18 protein-coding genes are annotated in these 22,700 nt (G+C 64.9%); 5 read left to right on the top strand and 13 right to left on the bottom strand.

Annotated features, from left to right (window positions below; translation table 11 throughout):
* Window positions 1–14 precede the first annotated feature (14 nt).
* On the top strand, window positions 15–1,232 hold the full coding sequence (locus tag ACYUME_RS22090) for a glycosyltransferase family 4 protein (protein ID WP_460416880.1): 1,218 nt from the start codon (window positions 15–17) through the stop codon (window positions 1,230–1,232).
* Here ACYUME_RS22090 and ACYUME_RS22095 read toward each other — a convergent pair.
* From ACYUME_RS22095 to ACYUME_RS22105, 3 genes are all read right to left on the bottom strand, one after another.
* Window positions 1,201–2,304 (bottom strand): NADH:flavin oxidoreductase, encoded by a 1,104-nt coding sequence (locus ACYUME_RS22095; RefSeq protein ID WP_279883362.1) that lies wholly within the window; start codon window positions 2,302–2,304, stop codon window positions 1,201–1,203. The genes ACYUME_RS22090 and ACYUME_RS22095 overlap by 32 nt on opposite strands.
* Window positions 2,305–2,462: 158 nt before the next feature.
* Window positions 2,463–2,945: a glutathione peroxidase gene (locus ACYUME_RS22100; protein WP_460416881.1), complete on the bottom strand. Its 483-nt coding sequence runs from the start codon at window positions 2,943–2,945 to the stop codon at window positions 2,463–2,465.
* A 145-nt stretch (window positions 2,946–3,090) separates the two neighbouring features.
* The gene (locus ACYUME_RS22105; protein WP_279883368.1) at window positions 3,091–3,576 is read right to left on the bottom strand and encodes an FKBP-type peptidyl-prolyl cis-trans isomerase; all 486 of its coding nucleotides are present in this window, start codon (window positions 3,574–3,576) and stop codon (window positions 3,091–3,093) included.
* Here ACYUME_RS22105 and ACYUME_RS22110 point away from each other — a divergent pair.
* The 4 genes from ACYUME_RS22110 to ACYUME_RS22125 all read left to right on the top strand — a co-directional run bounded on the left by ACYUME_RS22110 (window position 3,575) and on the right by ACYUME_RS22125 (window position 9,509).
* Window positions 3,575–3,877, top strand: a complete 303-nt coding sequence (locus tag ACYUME_RS22110) for a DUF3565 domain-containing protein (protein WP_279883371.1) — start codon at window positions 3,575–3,577, stop codon at window positions 3,875–3,877. The two genes, ACYUME_RS22105 and ACYUME_RS22110, sit on opposite strands and share 2 nt — an antisense overlap.
* Window positions 3,878–3,909: 32 nt before the next feature.
* A complete protein-coding gene (pta, locus tag ACYUME_RS22115; RefSeq protein WP_279883373.1) occupies window positions 3,910–6,012 on the top strand; it encodes a phosphate acetyltransferase in 2,103 nt (700 codons plus the stop codon).
* A 388-nt stretch (window positions 6,013–6,400) separates the two neighbouring features.
* A complete protein-coding gene (gene lodA, locus ACYUME_RS22120) occupies window positions 6,401–8,407 on the top strand; it encodes a CTQ-dependent lysine 6-oxidase LodA (protein ID WP_460416884.1) in 2,007 nt (668 codons plus the stop codon).
* The gene (locus ACYUME_RS22125) at window positions 8,397–9,509 is read left to right on the top strand and encodes an FAD-dependent oxidoreductase (RefSeq protein WP_460416886.1); all 1,113 of its coding nucleotides are present in this window, start codon (window positions 8,397–8,399) and stop codon (window positions 9,507–9,509) included. The genes lodA and ACYUME_RS22125 overlap by 11 nt, the downstream gene beginning before the upstream one ends.
* A 71-nt stretch (window positions 9,510–9,580) precedes the next feature.
* On the opposite strand, the gene ACYUME_RS22130 is transcribed toward ACYUME_RS22125, so the two are convergent.
* The 10 genes from ACYUME_RS22130 to ACYUME_RS22175 all read right to left on the bottom strand — a co-directional run bounded on the left by ACYUME_RS22130 (window position 9,581) and on the right by ACYUME_RS22175 (window position 22,525).
* Window positions 9,581–10,300 (bottom strand): OmpA family protein, encoded by a 720-nt coding sequence (locus tag ACYUME_RS22130; protein ID WP_279883380.1) that lies wholly within the window; start codon window positions 10,298–10,300, stop codon window positions 9,581–9,583.
* A 95-nt stretch (window positions 10,301–10,395) separates the two neighbouring features.
* On the bottom strand, window positions 10,396–11,040 hold the full coding sequence (locus ACYUME_RS22135; protein WP_279883383.1) for an MBL fold metallo-hydrolase: 645 nt from the start codon (window positions 11,038–11,040) through the stop codon (window positions 10,396–10,398).
* Window positions 11,041–11,054: 14 nt separating this feature from the next.
* The gene (locus ACYUME_RS22140) at window positions 11,055–11,402 is read right to left on the bottom strand and encodes a type II toxin-antitoxin system ChpB family toxin (protein ID WP_460416888.1); all 348 of its coding nucleotides are present in this window, start codon (window positions 11,400–11,402) and stop codon (window positions 11,055–11,057) included.
* Window positions 11,399–11,677, bottom strand: coding sequence for an AbrB/MazE/SpoVT family DNA-binding domain-containing protein (locus tag ACYUME_RS22145; protein WP_460416890.1), 279 nt, complete (start codon window positions 11,675–11,677; stop codon window positions 11,399–11,401). Before ACYUME_RS22145 ends, ACYUME_RS22140 begins: the two co-directional genes overlap by 4 nt.
* 159 nt (window positions 11,678–11,836) lie before the next feature.
* Entirely contained in the window at window positions 11,837–12,529 is a 693-nt protein-coding gene (locus tag ACYUME_RS22150) for a sensor histidine kinase (protein ID WP_279883392.1), read from the bottom strand.
* A complete protein-coding gene (locus tag ACYUME_RS22155) occupies window positions 12,526–14,133 on the bottom strand; it encodes a tetratricopeptide repeat-containing response regulator (RefSeq protein ID WP_279883469.1) in 1,608 nt (535 codons plus the stop codon). Before ACYUME_RS22155 ends, ACYUME_RS22150 begins: the two co-directional genes overlap by 4 nt.
* Window positions 14,134–14,251: 118 nt before the next feature.
* Window positions 14,252–16,969 carry a LuxR C-terminal-related transcriptional regulator gene (locus ACYUME_RS22160; RefSeq protein ID WP_460416892.1) on the bottom strand — a complete coding sequence of 906 codons (2,718 nt, stop codon included), beginning with the start codon at window positions 16,967–16,969 and terminating at the stop codon, window positions 14,252–14,254.
* Between the two features lie 214 nt (window positions 16,970–17,183).
* Window positions 17,184–18,548, bottom strand: a complete 1,365-nt coding sequence (locus ACYUME_RS22165) for a DUF1329 domain-containing protein (RefSeq protein WP_460416894.1) — start codon at window positions 18,546–18,548, stop codon at window positions 17,184–17,186.
* Between the two features lie 26 nt (window positions 18,549–18,574).
* Window positions 18,575–20,512, bottom strand: a complete 1,938-nt coding sequence (locus ACYUME_RS22170) for a DUF1302 domain-containing protein (protein ID WP_279883401.1) — start codon at window positions 20,510–20,512, stop codon at window positions 18,575–18,577.
* 330 nt (window positions 20,513–20,842) lie between these two features.
* Window positions 20,843–22,525 carry a fatty acid--CoA ligase gene (locus ACYUME_RS22175; protein WP_460416895.1) on the bottom strand — a complete coding sequence of 561 codons (1,683 nt, stop codon included), beginning with the start codon at window positions 22,523–22,525 and terminating at the stop codon, window positions 20,843–20,845.
* Between the last annotated feature and the right edge of the window lie 175 nt (window positions 22,526–22,700).

Genomic DNA, 22,700 nt, shown 5'->3' on the forward strand with positions numbered 1-22,700 from the left:
GGACACTTTTCGCCATGAGCACACCGTCCTTGCGCGTCACCCTCGTCAGCGAGACCTTTCCACCCGAAATCAACGGCGTGGCCAACACCCTTGGCCGGCTCAGCGAAGGGCTGCGTCAGCGCGGCCATCACGTGGAGCTGGTACGCCCACGCCAGGCCACCGACGCCGCCACGGGCCCCCAGGACGCACTGCTGCTGTGTCGGGGCTGGCCATTGCCAGGCTACCCCGGCCTGCAATGGGGCGAGGTGTCGATGCACAAGCTGTGGCGCCGCTGGCGCCGACAGCGCCCGGATGTGCTGTACATCGCCACCGAAGGCCCGCTGGGTTTGAGCGCCCTGCGCGCGGCCCGGCGCCTCGGGGTGGCGGTGGTCAGCGGTTTTCACACCAACTTCCCGCAGTACTCGGGCCAGTACGGCCTGGGCCTGCTGTCACGGATGCTCACCCACTACCTGCGCTGGTTTCACCGACGCACGGCCATCACCCTGGTGCCCAGCGTCAGCCAGCGCCTGGAGCTGGAACGCCGTGGCTTCGAACGGCTGGGGCTGATGACGCGTGGCGTCGATGCCGGCCTGTTCAACCCGGCGCGCCGTAGCCAGGCGCTGCGTGAGCAGTGGGGGCTGGGCGCCGATGACATCGCCGTGCTGCATGTCGGCCGCCTGGCGGCGGAAAAGAACCTGGCCCTGCTGCGCCCGTGCCTGGAGGCACTGCAGAAGAGTTATCCACGACAGCGTCTGCGCCTGATCGTGGTCGGTGATGGTCCGCTGCGCGCTCAACTCCAACAGCAACTGCCCGAGGCGCTGTTCTGTGGCGCGCAGCGTGGCGAGGCGCTGGCCGAACACTATGCCAGTGGCGACCTGTTCCTGTTTCCGAGCCTGACCGAGACCTTCGGCAACGTGGTGCTGGAAGCCATGGCCTCGGGTCTGGCGGTGGTCGCCTACGATGAGGCCGCCGCGGCCCAGCACATCCGCCATGGCCATAGCGGCGCCCTGGCCATGCCAGGTGATCAGCTGGCATTCATCGATGCGGCCTGCTGGCTGCTGGAAGAATGCGAGACCCTGCGCCGAGTGCGCCTGAATGCCCGGCAGCACGCCAGCCGCCAGGGCTGGCCGGCGATCGTCGAGCAGTTCGAAGGGTATCTGTACGGTGCCTGTCGGGGCCAGGAAAACAGCCACATCCAGGCACCATCGACGGTCCTGGCGATCAAGCCAGAGTCGTCAGCGCCTCGCGGCTGAACGGCAGCACGTCCGCCTCACGCCCGTCGCGCACTTTCTGCGCCCACTGGGCATCCACCAGCAACGCTCGGCCCACGGCCACCAGATCGAATTCCTCGTCCTGCAGCCGACGCAGCAAGCCCTCGAGGCTGGCGGGCTTGGCCACCTTGTCGGTGGCGACCATGAACTGCAGGAACTCACCGTCCAGCCCTACACTGCCCACGGTAATGGTCGGTTTGCCGGTCAGTTGGCGGGTCCAACCGGCCAGGTTCAGGTCGCTGCCAGCGAATTCCGGCTCCCAGAAACGGCGGGTGGAGCAGTGAAAGATATCCACCCCCGCGTCGGACAGCGGCGCGAGGAACGCTGCCAGGGCCTCGGGGGTCTCCACCAGGCGCGCACTGTAGTCCTGCTGCTTCCATTGCGAGAAGCGCAAGATGATCGGGAAATCCGCACCGACCGCCTGACGCACCGCCTGGATCAGCTCGATGGCGAAACGCGAGCGCGCGGCCAGGTCGCCACCGTACTCATCGTCACGACGGTTGCTGGCCTCCCAGAAGAACTGGTCGATCAGGTAGCCATGGGCACCATGGATCTCCACTCCGTCCATGCCGATGGCCTGGGCATCGCGCGCGGCCTGGGCGAAGGCGGCGATCACCTCGCCAATGTCGTCGCGGCTCATGCCATGGACCAGCACCTTGCCGTCCTTCTCCTTGCCGCTCGGACCGTAGCCCGGCACCTCGGCGTCCGGCTCGGTGCCCAGGCGCCTCACGCTGCCGACATGCCACAACTGCGGCACGATGCGCCCGCCCTCGGCATGCACGGCATCGACCACGCGCTTCCAGCCGGCCAAGGCGTCCTCGCCATGGAAACGCGGCACATTGGGATAACCGTTGGCGGCCTTGTGGCCGACCGTGGTGCCTTCGGTGATGATCAGGCCGACACCGGCGGCGGCGCGGCGGCGGTAGTACTCGACCACGCCGTCATGGGGCACGCCGCCTGGGCAGAAGGTGCGAGTCATCGGCGCCATGACCACACGGCTCGGCAGGTCGAGGGAGCCGAGGGTGAAAGGCTGGAACAAAGGGTTGCTGGACATGCGGCGCTCCCGGCAGATGAGGAAATGCGCCTGAGATTAGAGAGAGCCCGCCGGCGGGCACAGCATTATTGATTGGAGTGATTGCACAGTATCGCGGGCGACCGCAGAGGGGCTGCCACGCAGCCCCTCCTCGACGCGGGGCCGCCCCGCAGTGGTGTTCAGGCCAGCGCTTTCTCGATCGCCTGCACCACGGTCGGATCGTCCGGCGCGGTACGCGGCGCGAAACGCGCCAGTACGCGACCATCCTTGCCAACCAGGAACTTCTCGAAGTTCCAGGTGATATCACCGGGGAACTCAGCCCCCTCGCCCGCCAGCAGGCGGTACAGCGAGTGGCGTTGTGGACCGTTGACTTCCAGCTTGGCGCCCAGCGGGAAGCTGACGCCGTAGTTGCGGCTGCAGAACTCCTGTATTTCCTTCTCGCTGCCAGGCTCCTGGCCGGCGAACTGGTTGCAGGGCAGGCCCAGCACGTTGAAACCCTGGCCCTTGAACTGCTGGTGCAGTTTTTCCAGTGACGCGTACTGCGGCGTCAGGCCGCACTTGGAGGCGACATTGACCACCAGCACCACCTGGCCCTTGAACGGTGCGAGGGGCAGGTCCTCGCCGTTCAGCGCCTTCAACGTCAGGTCGTGAAATGCACTCATGTTGATTCCCCTCTCAGGTTCCCGGTTGTCGCAGGGGCGAATCGCGCCCACTAAAAAGGCGCGCGGCCAAACCGTCCACCCTCCTGAGGAGGGCAAGTCCGGCTTGCCCGAGCGCCTGGCGACTCTCTGAGCTTAGCGCAGAAAATCAGTGGTGATGGCCACCTTCACCGTGGATATGACGGTGAGCGATCTCTTCTTCGCTGGCATCACGCACGTCGACAACCTTGACCTTGAAGTTCAGGCGCTGGCCGGCCAGCGGATGGTTGCCGTCGACGGTCACGTCGTCGCCGTCGATGTCGCGGATGGTGACGATCTGCATCTGGCCATCCGGCGCCGAGGCGTGGAACTGCATGCCGACTTCCAGCTGGTCGACGCCTTCGAACATGCTGCGGTTCAGGGTGCTGACCAGTTCGGCCATGTACTCGCCGTAGGCTTCTTCCGGCTCGATGGCAACGCTCAGCTCGTCGCCGGCCTGCTTGCCTTCCAGGGCCTTTTCCAGACCTGGGATGATGTTGGCTGCACCGTGCAGGTACACCAGCGGCGCACCACCGGCGGAGCTGTCGATGACCTCACCTGCGTCGTTGGTGAGGGTATAGTCGATGGAGACAGCCTTGTTGGCGGCGATCAGCATGGGGCGAGACCTTTTGCAAAAGAATGTAGAACGGACAAGTGTAACCAACGCACCGGCCGATTGCGAACGCGAGCCCGATCAGGGGCAGCCCATCAGTCGGATCATCGGCTTTCACCGCGACGAAGAAGGCCACTGGGTGGTGGAGCTATCGTGCGGTCATACCCAGCACCTGCGCCACCAGCCGCCGTGGCAGGCACGCCCCTGGGTGCTCGACGCCGACGAGCGCGCGCGACGCATCGGCCAGGCATTCGCCTGCGGCTGGTGCGCACAGGGTGCCGTTGGCGCTACCCTTGGCCGTTGACTTCCTGGCATCGCTTATTTCGAGAAGCACGCATGCAGACATTTTTCATTGCGCCGACCGATTTCGGCGTCGGCCTGACCTCCATCAGCCTGGGCCTGGTCCGCACCCTGGAGCGGGCCGGGCTCAAGGTCGGCTTCTTCAAGCCAATCGCCCAGCCCCACCCCGGCGACACCGGCCCGGAGCGTTCCAGCGAACTGGTGGCCCGTACCCACGGTATCAAGCCGCCCACGCCCCTGAGCCTGAGCCACGTCGAGCGCATGCTCGGCGACGGCCAGCTCGACGAGCTGCTCGAACAGATCATCCGCCTGTACCAGCAGGCCTGCGTAGGCAAGGACGTGGTGGTGGTCGAGGGCATGGTCCCGACCCGCCACGCCAGCTACGCCGCGCGGGTCAACCTGCACCTGGCCAAGAGCCTCGACGCCGAGGTGATCCTGGTGTCGGCGCCGGAAAACGAAGTGCTCAGCGAGCTGTCCGGCCGCGTCGAACTGCAGGCACAGCTGTTCGGCGGCCCACGCGACCCCAAGGTGCTGGGGGTGATTCTCAACAAAGTACGCACCGACGAAAGCATGGCCGACTTCGCCACGCGCCTGCGCGAACACTCGCCGCTGCTGCGCGGCAACGACTTCCGCCTGCTCGGCTGCATTCCCTGGCAGGCCGAGCTCAACGCGCCACGCACCCGTGACGTAGCGGAACTGCTCGGCGCCCAGGTGCTCAACGCCGGCGACTACGATCAGCGGCGCATGAGCAAGATCATCATCTGCGCGCGCACCGTGGCCAACACCGTGCCGTTGCTCACTTCCGGGACCCTGGTGGTGACCCCGGGCGATCGCGACGACATCATCCTCGCCGTGTGCATGGCCGCGATCAACGGCGTGCCCCTGGCGGGGCTGTTGCTGACCAGCGACAGCAAGCCCGACCCACGCATCCTCGAACTGTGCCGCGGCGCCCTGCAGGCCGGCCTGCCGATCCTGTCGGTGGGCACCGGCTCCTACGACACCGCCAACCAGCTCAACTCGTTGAACCGCGAAATTCCGGTGGACGACCGCGAGCGCGCCGAGTTCATCACCGACTTCGTCGCCAGCCACCTGGACGCCGCCTGGCTGCATCAGCGCTGCGGCACCCCGCGCGAGTTACGCCTGTCGCCGGCGGTGTTCCGCTACCAGTTGATCCAGCGCGCCCAGCAGGCCAACAAGCGCATCGTCCTGCCCGAAGGGGCGCAACCGTTGCTGGTGCAGGCGGCGGCGCTCTGCCAGGCACGCGGCATCGCGCGTTGCGTGCTGCTGGCCAAGCCCGAGGAGGTCGACGCGGTGGCACGGGCGCAAGGCATCACCCTGCCGCCGGACCTGGAAGTGCTCGACCCCGAGCTGATCCGCGGCCGCTATGTCGAGCCCATGGTCGAGCTGCGCAAGAGCAAGAACCTCAACGCGCCGATGGCCGAGCAGCAACTGGAGGATCCGGTGGTGATCGGCACCATGATGCTGGCGCTCGGCGAGGTCGACGGCCTGGTCTCGGGCCTGGTGCACTCCACCGCCAACACCATCCGTCCGGCCCTGCAACTGATCAAGACCGCGCCAGGCAGCAGCCTGGTGTCGTCGGTGTTCTTCATGCTGTTCCCCGACCAGGTGCTGGTCTATGGCGACTGCGTGATGAATCCTCATCCCAGCGCCGCGGAGCTTGCCGAGATCGCCCGGCAGAGCGCCGAGTCGGCCGAGTCGTTCGGCATCGCGCCACGGGTGGCGATGCTCAGCTACTCCAGTGACTCGGCGGCCAGCGACGAGGAGGTCGAGAAGGTCCGCGAGGCCACGCGCCTGGCGCAGGAAGCCGAACATGGCCTGCTGATCGACGGCCCGTTGCAGTACGACGCCGCGGCCAACCCGGACATCGCCCGCCAACTGGCCCCTGGCAGCCAGGTCGCCGGGCGGGCCACGGTGTTCGTGTTCCCCGACCTGAACACCGGCAACACCACCCACAAGGCGGTGCAGCGCAGCGCCGACTGCGTCAGCCTGGGGCCGATGCTGCAAGGGCTACGCAAGCCGGTGAACGACCTGCCGCGCGGGGCGCAGGTCGAGGACATCGTGCACACCATCGCGCTGACCGCGATCCAGGCTCATCATGGCGGGAAGATGCCGGCCTAGCCGTAATGCTGGGGCCGCTTTGCGGCCCATCGCGGGCAAGCCCGCTCCCACAGGACCGCGCAATTCCTGAAGCTTGCCCATGAGGGGCGGACAGCCCCTTCTTGGGCGGTTCCGCGCCCCTCGTCGGCTGCCGACCAACGTCATTTGACTTCCCTTTGCCCAGGGCTAGCGTTCAATGCTGTCAGGATGAAATCACAGCAGGCGTCAAGGAAGCGCAGCGCTCGACCCGACCCATGGCGAGCGCGCGACCGCTGTATCCGGCCCTCCCCTGTCTCTGATCCCGTCCTCTGTGCCGCCTGCGCGGCATAACGGCTTGCGTCACCTCGCAAGACCCAGGCGATCGGGCGTGATCGCACAGTGAAGGAAAGGCACGACAAGGAGAGTGGTCATGAAATACGTCATAGGCCCCAGCATCGGGGTTGCGCGTGTGGGCAACAGTGAGACGGGCTTCTACCTGGCCCCGGAAACCCTCGGCGGCCGACCGCTGGAGTGCGACGGGTACGGCAACCAGACGTTCGACCCACAGCAGCAGCCGGTGTACGTCAGCCGCTACAAGGACGCCAATGGCAGCGTCAAGCGCCAGGCCGCGCGATTCTGCATCTTCGCCGTGGACGACAATGGCAAGGCCACCGAGCTCACCCTCGATAGCCCGAATGTCGAGTCCATGACCTGGTCGGTCCATTTGGCCAACAAGAAAGCCATCTGGTACAACTTCGCCGAACTGGAAGGCAACCTGCTGCTGGGCGCGGACAACAGCTACGAGGCCAAGGACGTGCCGTTGCGCAACGCCACCGTCACCGATCCAAGCGAACGCCAGCAACTCATCATCGACCCGGGCCCCTATCCTGTGTCCGGCCGCCAGAGCAAAGTCGAACTCTCCCGGGAAAACACCAGCAACGACTACCGTTTCCGCTCCTTCCCCAAACGCGCCACCCAGGGCCAGCAGATCAATACCCTGGGCACCCTGCGCACCGATGCCAAGGGGCGTCTGCTGGTGCTTGGCGGGCATGGCCATGCCGGCGGCAACGAATCGATCAGCAGCTTCGCTGGCGCCGACACCTGGCATGACGATGTCTCCGACGGCCCCGTCACCTGCACCCTGAAACTGACCAACCAGCCCGTACAGGTACTCACCGCCTGGTGCATCGTCGGCTCGCCGAAGTTCGCCCCGGAGCTTGAGAACATCGTCACCCTCGACGACCTGGCCTTCGACGTGGCGGTGCGTGAACTCAACCTGCTGCCGGAGCTGTATCGCAACGGCCAGTACCAGACGAGCTACATCGCCAACTACGAACGCGACATCGAGCCGATCCTGCGGCGTCCTGCGGGCTATCGCTGGGTCGCGGCGATCCCGTCGCTCAACAGCTTCTCGCCACCCCCGTTCGATGCCAAGGATCGCTCATCGGCGAGCCTCAAGCAGCGCCAGGACTACTTCTCGCTGTTCCGCAACCCCGGCAGCAACGGCTTCACCGACGGTGCCCAGGCGCAGTTGTTCGACCAGAAGTCCGGCATTCCGCTGATGCCGCTGAATTCCGGCTCCAACTCGGTCAGCAACCAGCTGCTGGACAAGTTTCTCACCCTGACCCGCACCCAGTACTTCCTGCTGGGGCAATGGGCGGCCGGCCAGTTCGTCGTGGAACCGCCGAAACCGTTGCCGGGTGTCAGCGCGCTGGATCAGGCGAGCATCGGCAACTGCGTGGGCGGCCCACTGTGCCCGGGCATCGAAGTGACCTGGAGCCTCTACAGCCCCTCCCTCTACGACAAGCCCTATCAGATCAGGCATCGCCATGACAGCGACTACTACTACGCCAACGGCCTGAGCGTCAGCGAGAACGAAACCGATCCGGAAGGGCCGTTCCAGGGCTGCGAGCCCGGCGACCTGACCAAGCGCATGGCCATCCCGTGGCAGGCCGACTTCTACCAGTGCACGGTGCAGAACGTGAACTTCACCGACCCTGCGCTCAACAAGGACGACGGCGTGCCGAAGGCACCGTCCTATTACGCCTACTGGTGGCCACCGCAAAGCCCGTGGAACGTCATCCCCGCCGACATGACCGCCGCGGCCCAGCAGGCCTCGGGGATCTCGGCCGGCATGCAGTCGATCTACAGTCGGGGCATCAACGGCTACACCGAGATGATCCAGGCCTGGCACTACCTGGGCTTCATCACCAATGAGGCCCAGGGGCCGCTGCGCGACCTGTACCCCTACTTCGTCGAGACCGAGCGCAACAACGACCGCTTCGTGGCGGCCAGCTACGCCGTCGGCCCGGCCGAGTACGTGCTGTCTGGCGCCAGCGGCAACTTCTTCAACACCTGGTACCTCAAGCCGGACGAGAAGCTACCGAGCATCGATGGGCGTCAAGTGGTCACAGCCCGAGGGCATCTTGTTCGCTGACCAACCGAGGACCGTGGACGTGGTCGTCGTCGGGGGAGGGCCGGCCGGCAGTGCGGCCGCCCTCACCCTGCGACGCCACAGCGGTCACTCGGTGATGGTGCTGGAACAACGAGAATACGCTCGGGAGAAGGTCGGCGAGACCCTCTCCCCCGGCGTCCTGCCCCTGCTCGACTACCTCGGCGTCGGCGAGCATTTTCGCCAGGCCGGTTTCAGTCAGTCGTTCGCCTTCACCGCCGCCTGGGGTGATAGCGAGGTCCGCGCGCAGGACTTTCTGTTCACCGGACGCGGCCATGGCTGGCACCTGGACCGCACGCGCTTCGACGCCGGCCTGGCCAATGCCGCGCGCAGCATGGGCGCGCAGTTGCTCACCGGCGTTCGGGTGCGGGCGGTAGAGCGCGACGGCGACGCCTGGAAGCTGCGGATAGATGGATTGGAAGGCTCACCCGAAGTGCGTTGCCGCTACCTGATCGATGCCACCGGGCGCAGCGCCTGGCTGGCTCGAGCGGTAGGCGCCAGCCGCGTCCAGCAGGATCGGCTGGTGGGCATTTCGGCGTATCACGCCGCCAGCGACAGCGTCGTGGAAGGTTGCTCGCTGGTCGAAGCCGTGGCAGTGGGCTGGTGGTACAGCGCCCCGGTGCCGGACGGTCGCCTGATCGCCGTGCTGATGACCGACGCCGATCTGCTCCAGGCCTCGCACGATGACCGCGAGCATTTCTGGCACACGGCACTGGCCCAAGCGCCCAATACCCGTGCGCGCCTGGGCGAACGACCGATCGAAGGCGACCTGCGCGTCTGGCCGGCTCATTCGCAGCAACTCGTGCCGTGCTGCGGCGACGGCTGGGCGGCGGCGGGCGACGCGGTGGCGGCGTTCGACCCACTGTCGTCGATGGGCATCGGCTATGCCTTGAGCACGGGAATCCAGAGCGCCCGGCTGGCCGCCATCAGCCTCGCGGACGCCAGCCATGAAGCCGAGCAGTCCCAGGCCTATCGCATCGATATCCAACGGCACGTCAGCGAGTATCAGGCGATGAAACGGGGCTATTACGGCGTCGAATCACGCTACGCCGACCAACCCTTCTGGAAACGCCGCCAAGTCGCATGACCGTTGCCGTTCCGGCAGCAATCGGGGCCGCTTTGCGGCCCCGATTGAAGACGCTTCGCTACAGCAACGGCTCAGGGATACTGCTGAACAGTGCCCTGCTGGTCATACTGCTGACCCGGGATCGGCTTGAGGTTGACCTCGACCCGACGGTTCTGCGCCCGCCCGTTGGCATCGGCGTTGCTGGCGATCGGCTGGTCCGGGCCCATGCCACGCACGCTGACCCGCGAGGCATCGACGCCCTGCGAGGTCAGGTAGGTGCTGACCGCCTGGGCGCGGCGCTGCGACAGATCCATGTTGTGCTGGCGGCTGCCAGTGCTGTCGGTAAAGCCGATCACTTCGATGGTGTTCTGGTTGAACTGCTTGAACGAGCTGGCCAGGTTGTTCAGCGGCGAGTAGAAGCTCGGGGCGATATTCGCCGAATCGGTGGCGAAGGTGATGTTGCCCGGCATGATCAGCTTGATCTGGTCGCCCTGGCGCTGCACCTCCACGCCGGTGTTGGCCATCTGCGCTCGCAGCTCGGCCTCCTGCTTGTCGGCGTAGTAGCCATAGCCGGCGGCGGCGGCGCCCACCGCGGCCGCGCCGATCAGCGCGCCCTTGCCGCGGTTGTTGTGGTCGATGGCGGCACCGGCGATGGCACCGGCCAGCGCGCCCAGGCCACCGTACTTGGCGGTCTTGCTCATCCCTGTGGAGCCCTGCGCCTGGCCTTGGTTGTCATAGGGGTTGGGGCTGGCACAACCGGACATCAGGGCAGCGGCGGTAGCGACGATAATCAGACGACGCATGGTGAACATGGACAAGCTCCTACTGAAATTCAAAAGTGCGGCGGATCACACGCGGATCTGTGCCAGCCTTGGATTGCAGCACGGTGAAAAAATTCCATGAAACCTCAGGCGCGCACGAACGGGTTCTCGCGCATCTCGTCGCCGAGGCGGGTCTGCGGGCCATGCCCGGTCACCACGATGGCATCTTCATCCAGGCGGTACAGCCGCTCCTTGATGGAACGAACGATAGCCCGCTGATCGCCACCCCACAAATCGGTCCTGCCGACGCCGCGACGGAACAGGGTGTCGCCGGCGATCAGCAGCTTGTGCTCGGCGAACCAGAAACTCATCGATCCCGGCGTATGTCCCGGTGTGTGCAGTGCCACGCCACAGCCGCACGCCAACTCCTCGTCGTCGCTCAGCCAGCGGTCCGGCGACGGCACCGGCGTATAGGGCATGCCGAACATCTGGCACTGCATTTCCAGGTTTTCCCACAGCGGCTGGTCAGCCTTGTGCAGGTGCAGCGTGGCGCCGGTCAGCTCCTTGAGCTTGCCCGAGGCAAGGAAATGGTCGAAGTGGGCGTGGGTGTGGATGATGCTCACCAGGGTCAGGCCGTGGTGTTGCAGGCGGGCGAGGATCTTCTGCTCGTCCCCGCCCGGGTCGACGACAATCGCCTTCTTGCTGACAGGGTCGCCGATCAGGGTGCAGTTGCACTGCAGGGGGCCTACGGGGAAGGTTTCGCGGATGAGGGCTGTCGCAGGATGTGCCATGAAGGGATAACCAATTACTCGAAAAGTGTTTGAACGCGAGCCAGCGCATCCAGGACGACAGCTTCGGGAACAGACTCGATACGCGTGGCGTTTCTCGCCGCCAGATCAACGATGCGTATCTGGTTGCATAGCATGACGCCCTGCGTCTGCGTACCGGCACCGCTGAGCGTCACCGCGAAACCCGCGTGCCGCGCAAAGTCCCCGCCCTGGGAAATCGGAGCGATCACCGCAAGCCCGGAAACATTGAACGTGTTCGGAGTCAGAACCAGCGCAGGTCGCGCTGCGCCCTGCTGCTCCCGACCGACCGTGGGGTCCAGGTTGACCCTGACGATGTCCCCTCTGGCGAACTTGGCGCGCCTCACATTTCACGTCCAACCGGACGCATGGCATTCCAGGCGGCCATGTCCTCCGGCTCTGGTGCGTTCAGATCACATTGCGCCATCAGTTCTTCAAGCGTGTATTTAGGCTTCGCCCTGACAGGCTTGAGCACCATGCTTTCGCCAGCCGTGTCCAGACTCAGGGTTGACCCCACTTCAAGACGCATCTGCTTGAGGACTGTGGAGGGAATTCGAATGGCGGCGCTGTTGCCCCACTGTTGAATCTTTATCTGCATAAGTATCTCCCACGGTAGATACATAGTAGAAACCCTCCCGGCGATAGCAAGTGAAATGTAGAGACCAGGTATCTACACTGCCACTCCTCCAGTTGCGGAAAAAGTCCACTTGATGCCAGTGGGAAATGCCTCACTTGATCTTGGGATGCGGCCCCGGTTTGGCGACAAAATACGACACCGGCATCAAGGCAGGTACAACCGGAACAACCCGCCCCCCAGCGTCCCGCCATTGGCGATTTCGATCCGCCCGCGTACCCCGTTGCGCTCATGCAGCGCGGCAATTCGCGCGGCGAAGTACAGCCCCAGTCCGGTGCTGCCGCTCTGCGAATCGATGCCCTGCGCGTAGTCGTGCTGGCGTTCGAGCATGCGCTGTGGATAACCGGCACCGTCGTCGTTGACGCTGATCACCAGCTGCTCGCCCTCTTCCTCGATGCTGATCAGCAGGGCATGGCCGGCGTAGCGGATAGCGTTGGTGAGCACATTGGCCACCACCGAGGCGACCAGTTCACGGTCGAAGAAGCCCAGCGGGCTTTCAGTCTCGATGCGCCAGGTGGCGAGGATATCGCGGTGCTTGATCACGTCCTCCTGGGCCGCCAGCTGAGCCTCGATGAAATCGTCCAGCTCATGGTAGTCCGGGCAGATGGGCAGCTGGTTGACGCCGAGCTTGTACAAGCCCAGCAACTGCACGAGCATGCCGTTCAGATGGCTCAGCTCATGCTCCACGACGCCCTGCTCGGTTCCCCCGCGTAGCGCCTCGGGCAGGCGCGCCAGCCACTGGCTGTGCGCATGGGTGAGCGCCGACAGGGAGTTCTTCAGGTCGTGCACGGTGGAGGCGATCACCGTGGAGAAATCCAGCCCCTGGTTGTCCTGGTTCATGCGCCGAAGACCCGGATGTGCAGTTTGCGATAACGATCGTAGCGGCTGTCGCTGGCGGGGATGCCGGCCACGCGGGTGAGGCAGTCGCGGCACTCCTGCATGAGCGCCGGCGGTGGTGTCTCGCCACCGATGCGCAGCAGCGCCTGGGCGGTGTTCAGGGCGATGCTGATGTTCTTCGGTTGCAGCGACAACGCCTTGCGGAACATGCCCAGCGCTTCGTTCAGTTCGCCGCCTTGATAGCTGCGCACGCCCTGGCGATTGAGGTCCACCGCCTCGGTTACCGCGCCAAGCACCACGGGGTCATCGGTGAGCTTGGCCACGTTCTGCATGACCTTGGGATCATCGCCATAGGTTTCCACGCAGCCTTTGAGGATCGAGGTACCCGCCGCATCCTGGCCGAGCTGTTGCAACTGCCTGGCGACCGTCAGGGCGGCTTCCACGGAGAAGAACTGATCCATCTTGTCCAGGCGCTGCATGGCCTGCTCGGTGAGCTTGGCCGCGGTTTCCGGGTCGCCGGCCTGTTGCAGGCTGGCCGCCTTCATCAGCCGTGCTCGCACCTGCAGGCCCTGGTCCTCGACGTTCTCCTTGGCCACCTCGCTGAGCACCGTGTTGATCTCGACCCGGGTACGGGCATCGAGGCCGTTGCCAACGTTCTTGTTCATCAGCGCCTGAACCAGGCCCAGGTTGCTTTCGGCATCCTTGTAGCGCGAGCTCTGCCCCTGGTTCACCGCATGGCGATAGGCCTTCGACGCGCTGTCGAAGTCGGCGTTGTCCAGCGCCAGCTTGCCCAGCGCGGCCTGGCGTCGAACGGCCAGCGGCGACAGGCGTACCGCCTCTTCGAGCATGTGCTGGGCACGCTTGCTCTCGCCCTGGGCCACCAGCACCTCGGCCATGCCGTCATACAGGTTGGGCATGATCGGGAATGCCTTGAGCGCCTGTTCGTAGACCCCCTGGGCCTGGGCATGCTGGCCACGCTTGTGCAGCAGGCTGCCCAGCGCCGCGTAGACCCACGGCTGAGGGCGGCTGGCGAGGATGTTCTTGAGGAACTTCTCCAGCTCTTCGAAACGGTTGAGATCGCGCAAGGCATCGGCACGATAGCGCAGGCACAACGGCGCGAACCGCGGATCCTGCTTGCACAGCTCGGCACAGGCCGCCAGCACCTCGGCGGGCCGGCCACGGTCGAGGGCCTGGAGGATCGGCTTGAGCAGCGTCTTGCGCTGGGTCAGTTTCTCCAGGCGCTGAGCCAGCCCGACCCGGTTGAACGGTTTGGTCAGGTAGGCGTCGGGCTCGTGCTCGATGGCACTGAGCACGATGGACTGGCTGCTTTCGGCCGTGACCATGATGAACACGCATTCGTGGCTGATCAGCTTGTCGAGGATCAGGTCCTCGAGCACTTGCTGGCCGTTCTTCTTGCCATCGCCGAGGTGGAAGTCCTGGAGGATGAAGTCATAGCGCTTCTGCCCGCACATGCGCAGCGCCTGCTCGCCGCTGTCGGCGGTGTCCACGTCGCGCGCGCCCAGCTCGCGAAGCATCGAGCGGGTCGACGTGCGAAAGTCGGTGAAGTCGTCGACGATGAGAAAGCTTTTTTGCCCGTACTGCAGCATCAACACGACCTGTATCGAGAGAAGAGGGAAGTGGCGATGCGTACCGCCGAAACCTGTATCGGCAGGGGTTGGGGAAAGATGAGCGCGCAAAGATCGACGCCAGCGCAGATCCAGTGCGTCAGGCCAACAGACCCAGCGACTTGGCCCTGGCCACCGCCTGGGTGCGGCGCTCGACCCCCAGCTTGCTGTTGATGTGGCTGGCGTGAGTCTTGACGGTATGCAGCGAAATGAACAACCGCTCGCTGATCTGCTGGTTCGAACAGCCTTGGGCGATCAGCTCCAGCACCGCCAGTTCCCGACCGCTCAGGGCGTCGGCAGTCGCCAACAGGGATGGCGCGGCTTCTGGCAGGCGCGACAGCAACTCGACCTGGACTGGGCAGGCGGCGCAGGTGGCGAGCTGCTCGCGCAGCCAGTGCGGCCGCTCCTCCAGCAAGCGCTGAAACGCCTGCAAGGCTCCGCCCTGCGCTGCCGCCAGGGCCAGGGGCAGGTGCCTGCCGGCTTCGTCCTCCCGTCCTTCGTCCAGCAACAGCAGGATCAGCTGGCACACGGCACTGACCGTCAGGGTCATGCCGCCGCCGGCCTGGCCACGCTCGACGAGTGCGCGCAAGCGCGCTTCGGCATCACGCGGACGCTCCAGCACCCGCTCCAGCAATGCCTGCTGCAACTCGATGTGCAACGGCAGCAGTGGATGGAACTCCGGGGCCGCCGCCGGCTGCTCGCCCCCGTACGTCTGGCCCAGGCGCAACAACCACGACTCGGCAAGGTCCGTGCGCCCCTGGGCCAGCCACAGCTCGCATTTCACCAGGGTGATCATGGCCAGGTAGAAGATCGGTGGCACGTCCCAGATATGCATCAGCCGCTCGGCCTCGGCCAGCTCGGCGAACGCCTCGGCAAAACGCCCTTCGCGTCCTTCCAGCGACGCGATCACGCAGTGCCCTATCAGCACGCTGATGTCGCGACAGGTGCGCGCCTCGCTCAGCCCCGCGCGCAGTCGGGCACGCCCCTGCCCTGGCTGCAACCGCGCCGCGAGCAGATAGCCTTCGTACAGGGTCAGACGGGCACGCACCGCGTAGAGCCGCTGCCCCGAGAGCCCCTGCAAGCGCAGCAAGCCCTGGCGTGTCTCGTCCAGTGCGCGCAGCACTTCGCCACGGGCATGCAGCACCCTGGCCCGGTCGTAGTGGGCCAGGGCCTCGAACAACGGATTGCCGACCCGCTGCGCCAGCTCCAGCGCCTCGCGGTTCCAGCCCCGGGCACGCCAGAAGTCGCCATCGGCGATCGCCAGGTTGGACAGCGTCGACAAGCACACCAGGCGTTGCCCGTAGCGCTTGCACGGCAGGCTCTGCAGCGCTTCGCCGCAATACGCCAGGGTGCGCTCGCGATCACCGCGGCCACGGGCGATGACACCGCTCAGGGCAAGCCACTGGGCCAGCATCGACTTTTGCGCGGTCGCCGACGGCGCCGGCAGGAAACGGCTCAGGTACGCCGCCAGTTCCTCGGCGGCATCCAGCTGGCAGGCCAGCCCCAGGGCCCAGCTGTATAGCACGATCAGCCGTGGCGTGCTGATCAGCAGGCTATCGGGCAGGTCCATCTTCCAGCGCAGCAACATGCCGACGTTCTGCTCCGCCAGCAACTGCTCCTCGGAGAGGCTTTGCACGAGGTCGGCCGCCACATCCAGGTGTCCGGCACGCAGCGCCTGCTCCACCGCCTCGTCCAGCAGCCCTTGGCTTTCGAACCAGCGGCAGGCCCGCAGATGCAGGCCCGCCAGGGGCTCGCTAGTCTGTCGACTGCGCAGCAGGTCGGAAAACAGATGGTGATAGCGGAACCAGCGCCCGTGCTCATCCAGCGGGACGAGAAACACCTGGTGGGCCTGGAGATAGCGCAGGATTTCGGCGCTGTCATGCCGCTCGCGCAGGGCGTCGCAAAGCTCGGCGCAGAAGCGCTCCTGACAGGCCGTGTCGTACAGGAACGCCTGCACCGGCGCGGGAAGGATGTCGATGACTTCCTCGAGCAGGTAGTCCCGTATCAGACCTTCCCCACCGTGCAAGGCCTGGGGCAAGGCGTTGTCTTCGCCCGACTCGCTCGCCGCCAGTTGCCAGAAGCGCAGCCCTGCCACCCAGCCGTCGCTGCGCTGGATCAGATTGTCGAGGGCCTGGCCGCGCAAGCCGGTGGGTTGCCGACCGATTACCGCCAGGGCCTCCTCGGAAGTGAGCCGCAGGTCCTGTTCGTTGAGCTCGATCAGTTGCCGCGACAAACGCAGGCGCGCCAGATGCCAGTCGGGGCGCTGGCGGCTGGTGACCAACAGCAACAGCCCGGCGGGCAGGTGGTTGAGGAAGAACTGCAGGCAACGGTCCAGCACCGGCCCTTGTGCCAGGTGGTAGTCATCGAGCACCAGCAGCAGGGGCGTATCGGGTTGCAGGTACAAGGTGAGCTCATCGAGCAAGCCATCGAGCCATTCCTCGAAGGCGAAGGGCTGATGGCGCTGGCGCATCTTGAGCAAGCCCAAGGCTTGCCCACCCAGCGCCGGGCAGAACTGCTGGAGGCCTTCGAGCAGGCGCTCGAGGAAGCGACCGGGGTCGGCGTCACGCTGACTCAGGCCCAACCAGAGGCTACGCCAGTGGGCCGGCAAACCCTGACAGAACTCGATGGCCAACGAGCTTTTGCCGAACCCCGCGGGGGCGTTCACCAGCAGCAGGCGCCCTGCCAGACCCGTGTGCAGGCGCTGGCACAGACGTGCCCGAGGAACGTGCGCTTCCGGCAACGGTGGCCGGAAAAAACGCCCGTCCAACAGGCCCAGGGCCTGGCTGGCGACTCCATGCGTACGGGACAGGTCTGTCATGGCCGGCTCGTTCTGATTGGAATAATGCGGCGGTACGGATGGTTGCGAGACTAACGGCAAACGCAACACATTTGAAGACGATCGGCCAGCAATAGTCCAAAAAGACTACGACAAAAAGAAACAATGCCGATTGCGCTCCACGCCAGCGGCAAACAGAAACGCCCCGGCAAGCCGGGGCGTTCTGGGGGATCACACGGAGTTTGCGGTTTTCAGCTCAACGCACGCCTGACTGACGCAGCGCGGCTGGCTGGAACTCGGCCTTGCTGGCGCTGAAGCCAAAGTTGTAGGCGCTCTTCTCTTCGTTCTTCATGCCCAGGGCCAGGTAGCGGCCCGACTGCAGGTCATAGATGGCCTCCAGGGTGTACCACGGCACCTGCACGTTGTAGTAAGGCTGGGCGTGGGCCTCGGACACGCGCCACAGTTGGTTGCGACCGTCGTACTGGTCGATCACCGCGGCCTGCCAGGTGTCCTCGTCGATGTAGAAGTCACGCTTGGCGTAGATATGGCGCTGGCCTGGCTTGAGGGTTGCGACCACATGCCAGACGCGGCGCAGCTCGTAGCGCGACAAGTCCTGGTTGATGTGCCCGGCCTTGATGATATCGCTGTACTTGAGCTTCGGATCGTCCAGCTTGTAGGCATTGGAGGCGATATACATCTCCTTCTTGCCCTCGAGCTTCCAGTCGTAGCGATCCGGCGCGCCGTTGTACATGTCCAGGTTGTCGGAGGTGCGCAGCCCGTCGGCGGCGGTACCCGGACCGTCGTATGACACTTGCGGCGCCTGACGCACGCGGCGCTGGCCGGCGTTGTAGATCCACGCCTTGCGCGGCTCCTTGACCTGGTCGAGGGTTTCGTGGACCAGCAGCACGGTGCCTGCCAGACGAGCGGGCGCGGTCACTTCCTGCTTGAAGTAGAACAGGATGTTGCCCGGGTTGGCCGGGTCGTAATCCTTCATCTTGTCGCGGAACACGAACTGGTCCTGGAAGTACACCAGGCTGTACGAGCCGTTCTGCTGCGGGGTGGCTTGGGTAACCAGGCGGGTCACACTGCCGCCACGGTAGCGGGTGATATGGTTCCAGATCACCTCCAGCCCGTCCTTGGGGATCGGGAACGGAATGGCGGTGCGGAAGTTTTCCAGGCCGTTGCCACCGGCGACCAGGGTGGTCTTGGTGGCGTTTTCCTTGATCGCGGCGAACACGTCGTCCGGCACGGTGGAGCCACGGTGGGTCTTGTACACCGGGATCTTGTAGCTGTCCGGGTAACGCTTGAGCATCGCCAGCTGGCCAGGCGAAAGCTTGTCCTTGTACTGCTCGGCGTTCTGCGCGGTGATGGTGAACAGTGGCTTCTCACTGCCATACGGATCGGAGAGGAAACCCTTGCTGTCGACACTGCCGGCAGTCTTCGAGAGAGGCTCCCACGGGCCGATCGAGCCGTCGGCGTTACCGGCCTTCTCCGCGCCCATCGGGGTCAGGGTCGAGCCCAGCTTGGCCGCTTCGGTGGCGGAAACCGCAGCCATGACGCTGGTTGCCAGCAGGGACATGCCCAGTACACCGGCTTGCAGCAGACGTGTGGTCATTTTCATTCTGTTGTCGTCCTGGATCAGGGTTCTTAGAAGTTCACGCCGAAGCTGAGCGCGACGAAGTCACGGTCATCCACGGTGGTGTACTTGCCGTCGAAGAAGTTGGTGTACGACAGGCTCGCCGTGTAGGTGTTCTGGTACTCGGCGTCCAGGCCCAGGCTGACCGCCTTGCGACCTTCCTCGAAGTTGCCGCCAGGGCCTGGGGAGTAACCATCGACGTCATGGGACCAGGCCACGCTCGGACGCAGGTTCACACCGGCGAAGACGTTGTTGTAGTCCCAGATGGCGCGAACGCGATAACCCCAGGAGTCGGAGGTGGTGAAGCCTTCGTTTTCGCAGTAGCGCGACAGGTTGTTCTGCTCGACACCGGCCAGCGTGGTGGCGTTGAGGCTTCGGCAGCGGCCATTGGGCAGCGGGCCGGGGCCGTAGACCGGGTCGCGGCCATAGCGCGCCTTGGAAGAGCTTTCCAGTCCGCCGACGTGAGTCCAGCCAATTTCACCGACCATGGTCAGACGCTCGGCGCCCATGACCTGGTCGAAGAAGTGGGTGAAGGTGGTCTGCAGCTGGGTGATCTCCTTGCGGCGATAGCCTGGCTGGTCAGCGTCCGGCGTGCCTTTGAGCACCGATGTGTTGGGGTCGAGTGGCGTCAGGCCCGAATACAGGATGTCGGTGGTGTTCAGCTGCACGGGCGCATTCGGCCGATAGCTGATCTCGCCGCTCCAGGCCGTGCCGGTGGGCAAGGTGGTGGAGAAGCTCAGGCCGTAGAGGCGGATGTCCTCGGGATACTCCACGTAGTAGCTGGAGTTGCCCGCGACATACAGGGGCATGAGCGCCTGGAGCAGGGCCGGGTTGGTTGCGGCGCCAGCCGGAACGCCCGCGCGCGCCAATGCGCCAGCCAGGTTGGCCGGGTTGTAGAAGCGAGCTGCCGCGCCCCGACCACTGAAGATCGGTGCCCGGCTGTGGTAGTTCATGAAATAACCACCGAACTCGGTGTTCAGCGGCTCGTACATGTAGCGCAGGGCCACGCCGAACTGGCCGCTGTCACGGGCATCGCGGTCCGGCCCACGGCGCACGATCACGCCCTCGTCAGGCGAACCCCAGCTCACGCCCTGCCCGGACAGCGCGTTCATCGCCGCCCCGGTGAACGGGCCAAGCTGTGCGGACAGGCTTCTTGCCACGTTCGCCTGCTTGGCCAGCACCGCCAGGTTGTTGTTGCAACCATCGGCGATCACGTCAGGCTGGGAGAAGAAGGTCCCGCAGTTGTCGACGACGGTCTGGTCCCATTCGATCTGGTAGAAACCTTCGGCGGTCAGGTTATCGGTCAGGCTTTGCGACACGTAGAACATGTTGACGGGGATCAGGCCTTCCTTGATCTCCGCGCCAGGACGGCGGAACGCCGAGACATCGATGGGGTTGATGGCGTTGATGCCACCACCGATGAAGGTACTTTCACCCCAACTCACCACCTGCTTGCCCAGGCGCACCGTGCCCGGCAGGTCGGCGATGCTGTAGTTGTGGTAGACAAACGCGTCGAGCAGCTCGGCGCCCGAGGACTTGGCGCCCTCCTTGCGGCCCGAATCGCTGATGTCCTTGAACTGGCGGTTTTCATCCTTGAGTTCGAAGTCGTACCAGTACTTGCCGCGGACGAACACGCCGGTGTCACCGTACTTGAGTTCCAGGTCATGGATACCCTTGAAGATCTTCGAGAAGGTCTCGCCTTTCTTGAAGTTCAGGTGGCCATCGTCGGAGGTCTGCGACAGCCCCCTGCCGCCGTTGTTGGCACCGATGAGGTTCTTGTTGGGGTTGGCGGTCGACCAGCTGGCACCGACGGAGAGCGACGAGTCGAACTGGCCTTCGATTTCCCCGATGTTGAAGCTGACCGCGAAAGCTGGACTTGCGAGCGTAGAAGCGAGGCTGACGGCCAGAGGCAGTTTAGCCCGGCGCCAGAACGGGTTTGCAGATGTCATCGACGCTACTCCATGTACTTTTTTGTTATGGCAGTGAGTCCTTTCAGAAACGGCCCGAGCGCCTGGTTGAAGCAGGCTCCTGCCGGTGACGTCGCCCGCTGCGGTACGACGCCCTCCCCCATTCCTGAAAATCCCCTGACCCGACTATAGCCAGCGACCACAGGTGCTTGATCCCTCTAAAGTGTGATTTGCGTTCCCTGCTGATGGCCGCCCCGAACGACCGGCCCGTGCGCTGGCAGTGCTCAAGCATGGCTCAATTCCAGCGTTTGACAAGGCGGCACGGTGTCTAGTCCGCGGGTCATGCTAGAAAGGGCATGACCCGCTCCCCGGTTACAACGTGGAAAGGAACGTGCTGTTACTGGCCTGCCACTGGCTGATATCCAGGCGAATGCGCTTCTTGTCGAGCTTGCCGACGCTGGTCTTGGGAATTTCAGTAACAAGGGCGATCTGGCTGGGGATCGCCCACTTGTTGATGTGCCCTTGCTCGACGAATGGCTTGAGATGCTCCTTGAGCGCGCGCGCATCGATGCTCTGCCCGTCACGCGCCACCAGCAACGCGAATGGCCGCTCACCCCATTGCGGGTCCGGCACACCGACCACCGCCACTTCGCGCACCGCCGGATGGCGACTGATCAGGTCTTCGAGATCGAGCGACGAAATCCACTCGCCACCGGTCTTGATCACATCCTTGATCCGGTCGCGGATCTCGATATAGCCCATGCCGTCCAGGGTGGCGACATCCCCGGTGTGCAACCAGCCGCCCTGCCACAGTTCCTCGCCCTTCTCCGGTTCGCGGAAGTAGCCCATGGTCAGCCAGGGCGCGCGCAGCACCAGTTCGCCCTGGGTTTCGCCATCGGCGGGCAGGAAGTTGCCATTGCCATCGACGATGGCAGCCTCGACCAGAGGCACCGGCACGCCGGCCTTGATCCGGTAGCTGGTGCGCTCATCCTCGCTGCCGGCCTGCAACTCGTCGTTCAGGTGCGCGGCGCTGATGAGCGGGCAGGTTTCCGACATGCCGTAGGCGGCGGTGAGCTGGATACCACGGGCCAGCGCAGCCTGGTACAGAGCGCGATTGAGCGCGCTGCCGCCAATGATGATCTTCCAGCCACCGAAATCCTGACCGGCCGCCGACGGGCAGTTGAGCAGCATCTGCAGGATGGTCGGCACGCAGTGGGAGAAGGTCACCTTCTCCTCGCGCCACAGCCTGACCAGCATGTCCGGCTCGTAGCGCCCCGGGTAGACCTGCTTGATACCCATCATGGTCGCCGCGTAGGGGATGCCCCAAGCGTGCACATGGAACATCGGCGTGATCGGCATGTAGACGTCGTTGCTGCTCAGCAGCCGCACGCTGTCCAGGCTGCCGAGCACCGAGGTTTCGGCCAGGGTATGCAACACCAGTTGGCGATGGGTGAAATACACCCCCTTGGGGTTGCCGGTGGTGCCGGTGGTGTAGAACGTGGTGGCTACCGAGTTCTCGTCGAAGTCAGGGAAGTCGTAATGCGCACTGGCGGCGGCCAGCAGTTGCTCGTACTCGCCCACCAGGTTCGGCAGGTCGGCGGTCTTGTCCGGACCATCGGTCAGCAGCAGCGTGTTGTTCACCGTGGTCAGCTGGCCGGCGATGGCCTGGTAGAGGCCGACGAAGTCGCTGTTGACCAGCACGAAGCGGTCCTCGGCGTGGTTCATGGTGTAGAGGATCTGCTCGGGTGACAGACGCACGTTGATGGTATGCACCACGGCACCGATCATCGGGATGGCGAACATGCACTCCAGGTAGCGGTGGCTGTCCCAGTCCATCACCGCCACGGTGTCACCGGCCTTCACACCGGCCGCGGTCAACACGTTGGCCAGACGGGCGATGCGCTCGCTCAACTGCGGGTAGGTGAGGCGGATCTGGTCGCGGTAGACGATCTCTCGGGTTTTCTCGTAACGACTGCCGGACATCAGCAGGCGCTTGATCAGCAGGGGGTACTGGTAGGCGCCCTCGGCGGGCTTGATGATGCGCGTCTGCAACATGGGTATCCCTTTTTCAAAGCGGGCCGGACGATTCAGGGATCAACTGTAGTGCGGTGACGCATCGGTCAAATCAGCCGAAGGAATGATTTGCCGCGCCAAGGTATGAGCGGCGATGCTGGCGTTGACGAACGGCAATGCCGGGCCAGACACTGTTCTGAACGGATCGCGAGCCCTG

Source organism: Pseudomonas sp. microsymbiont 2 (assembly GCF_054788395.1).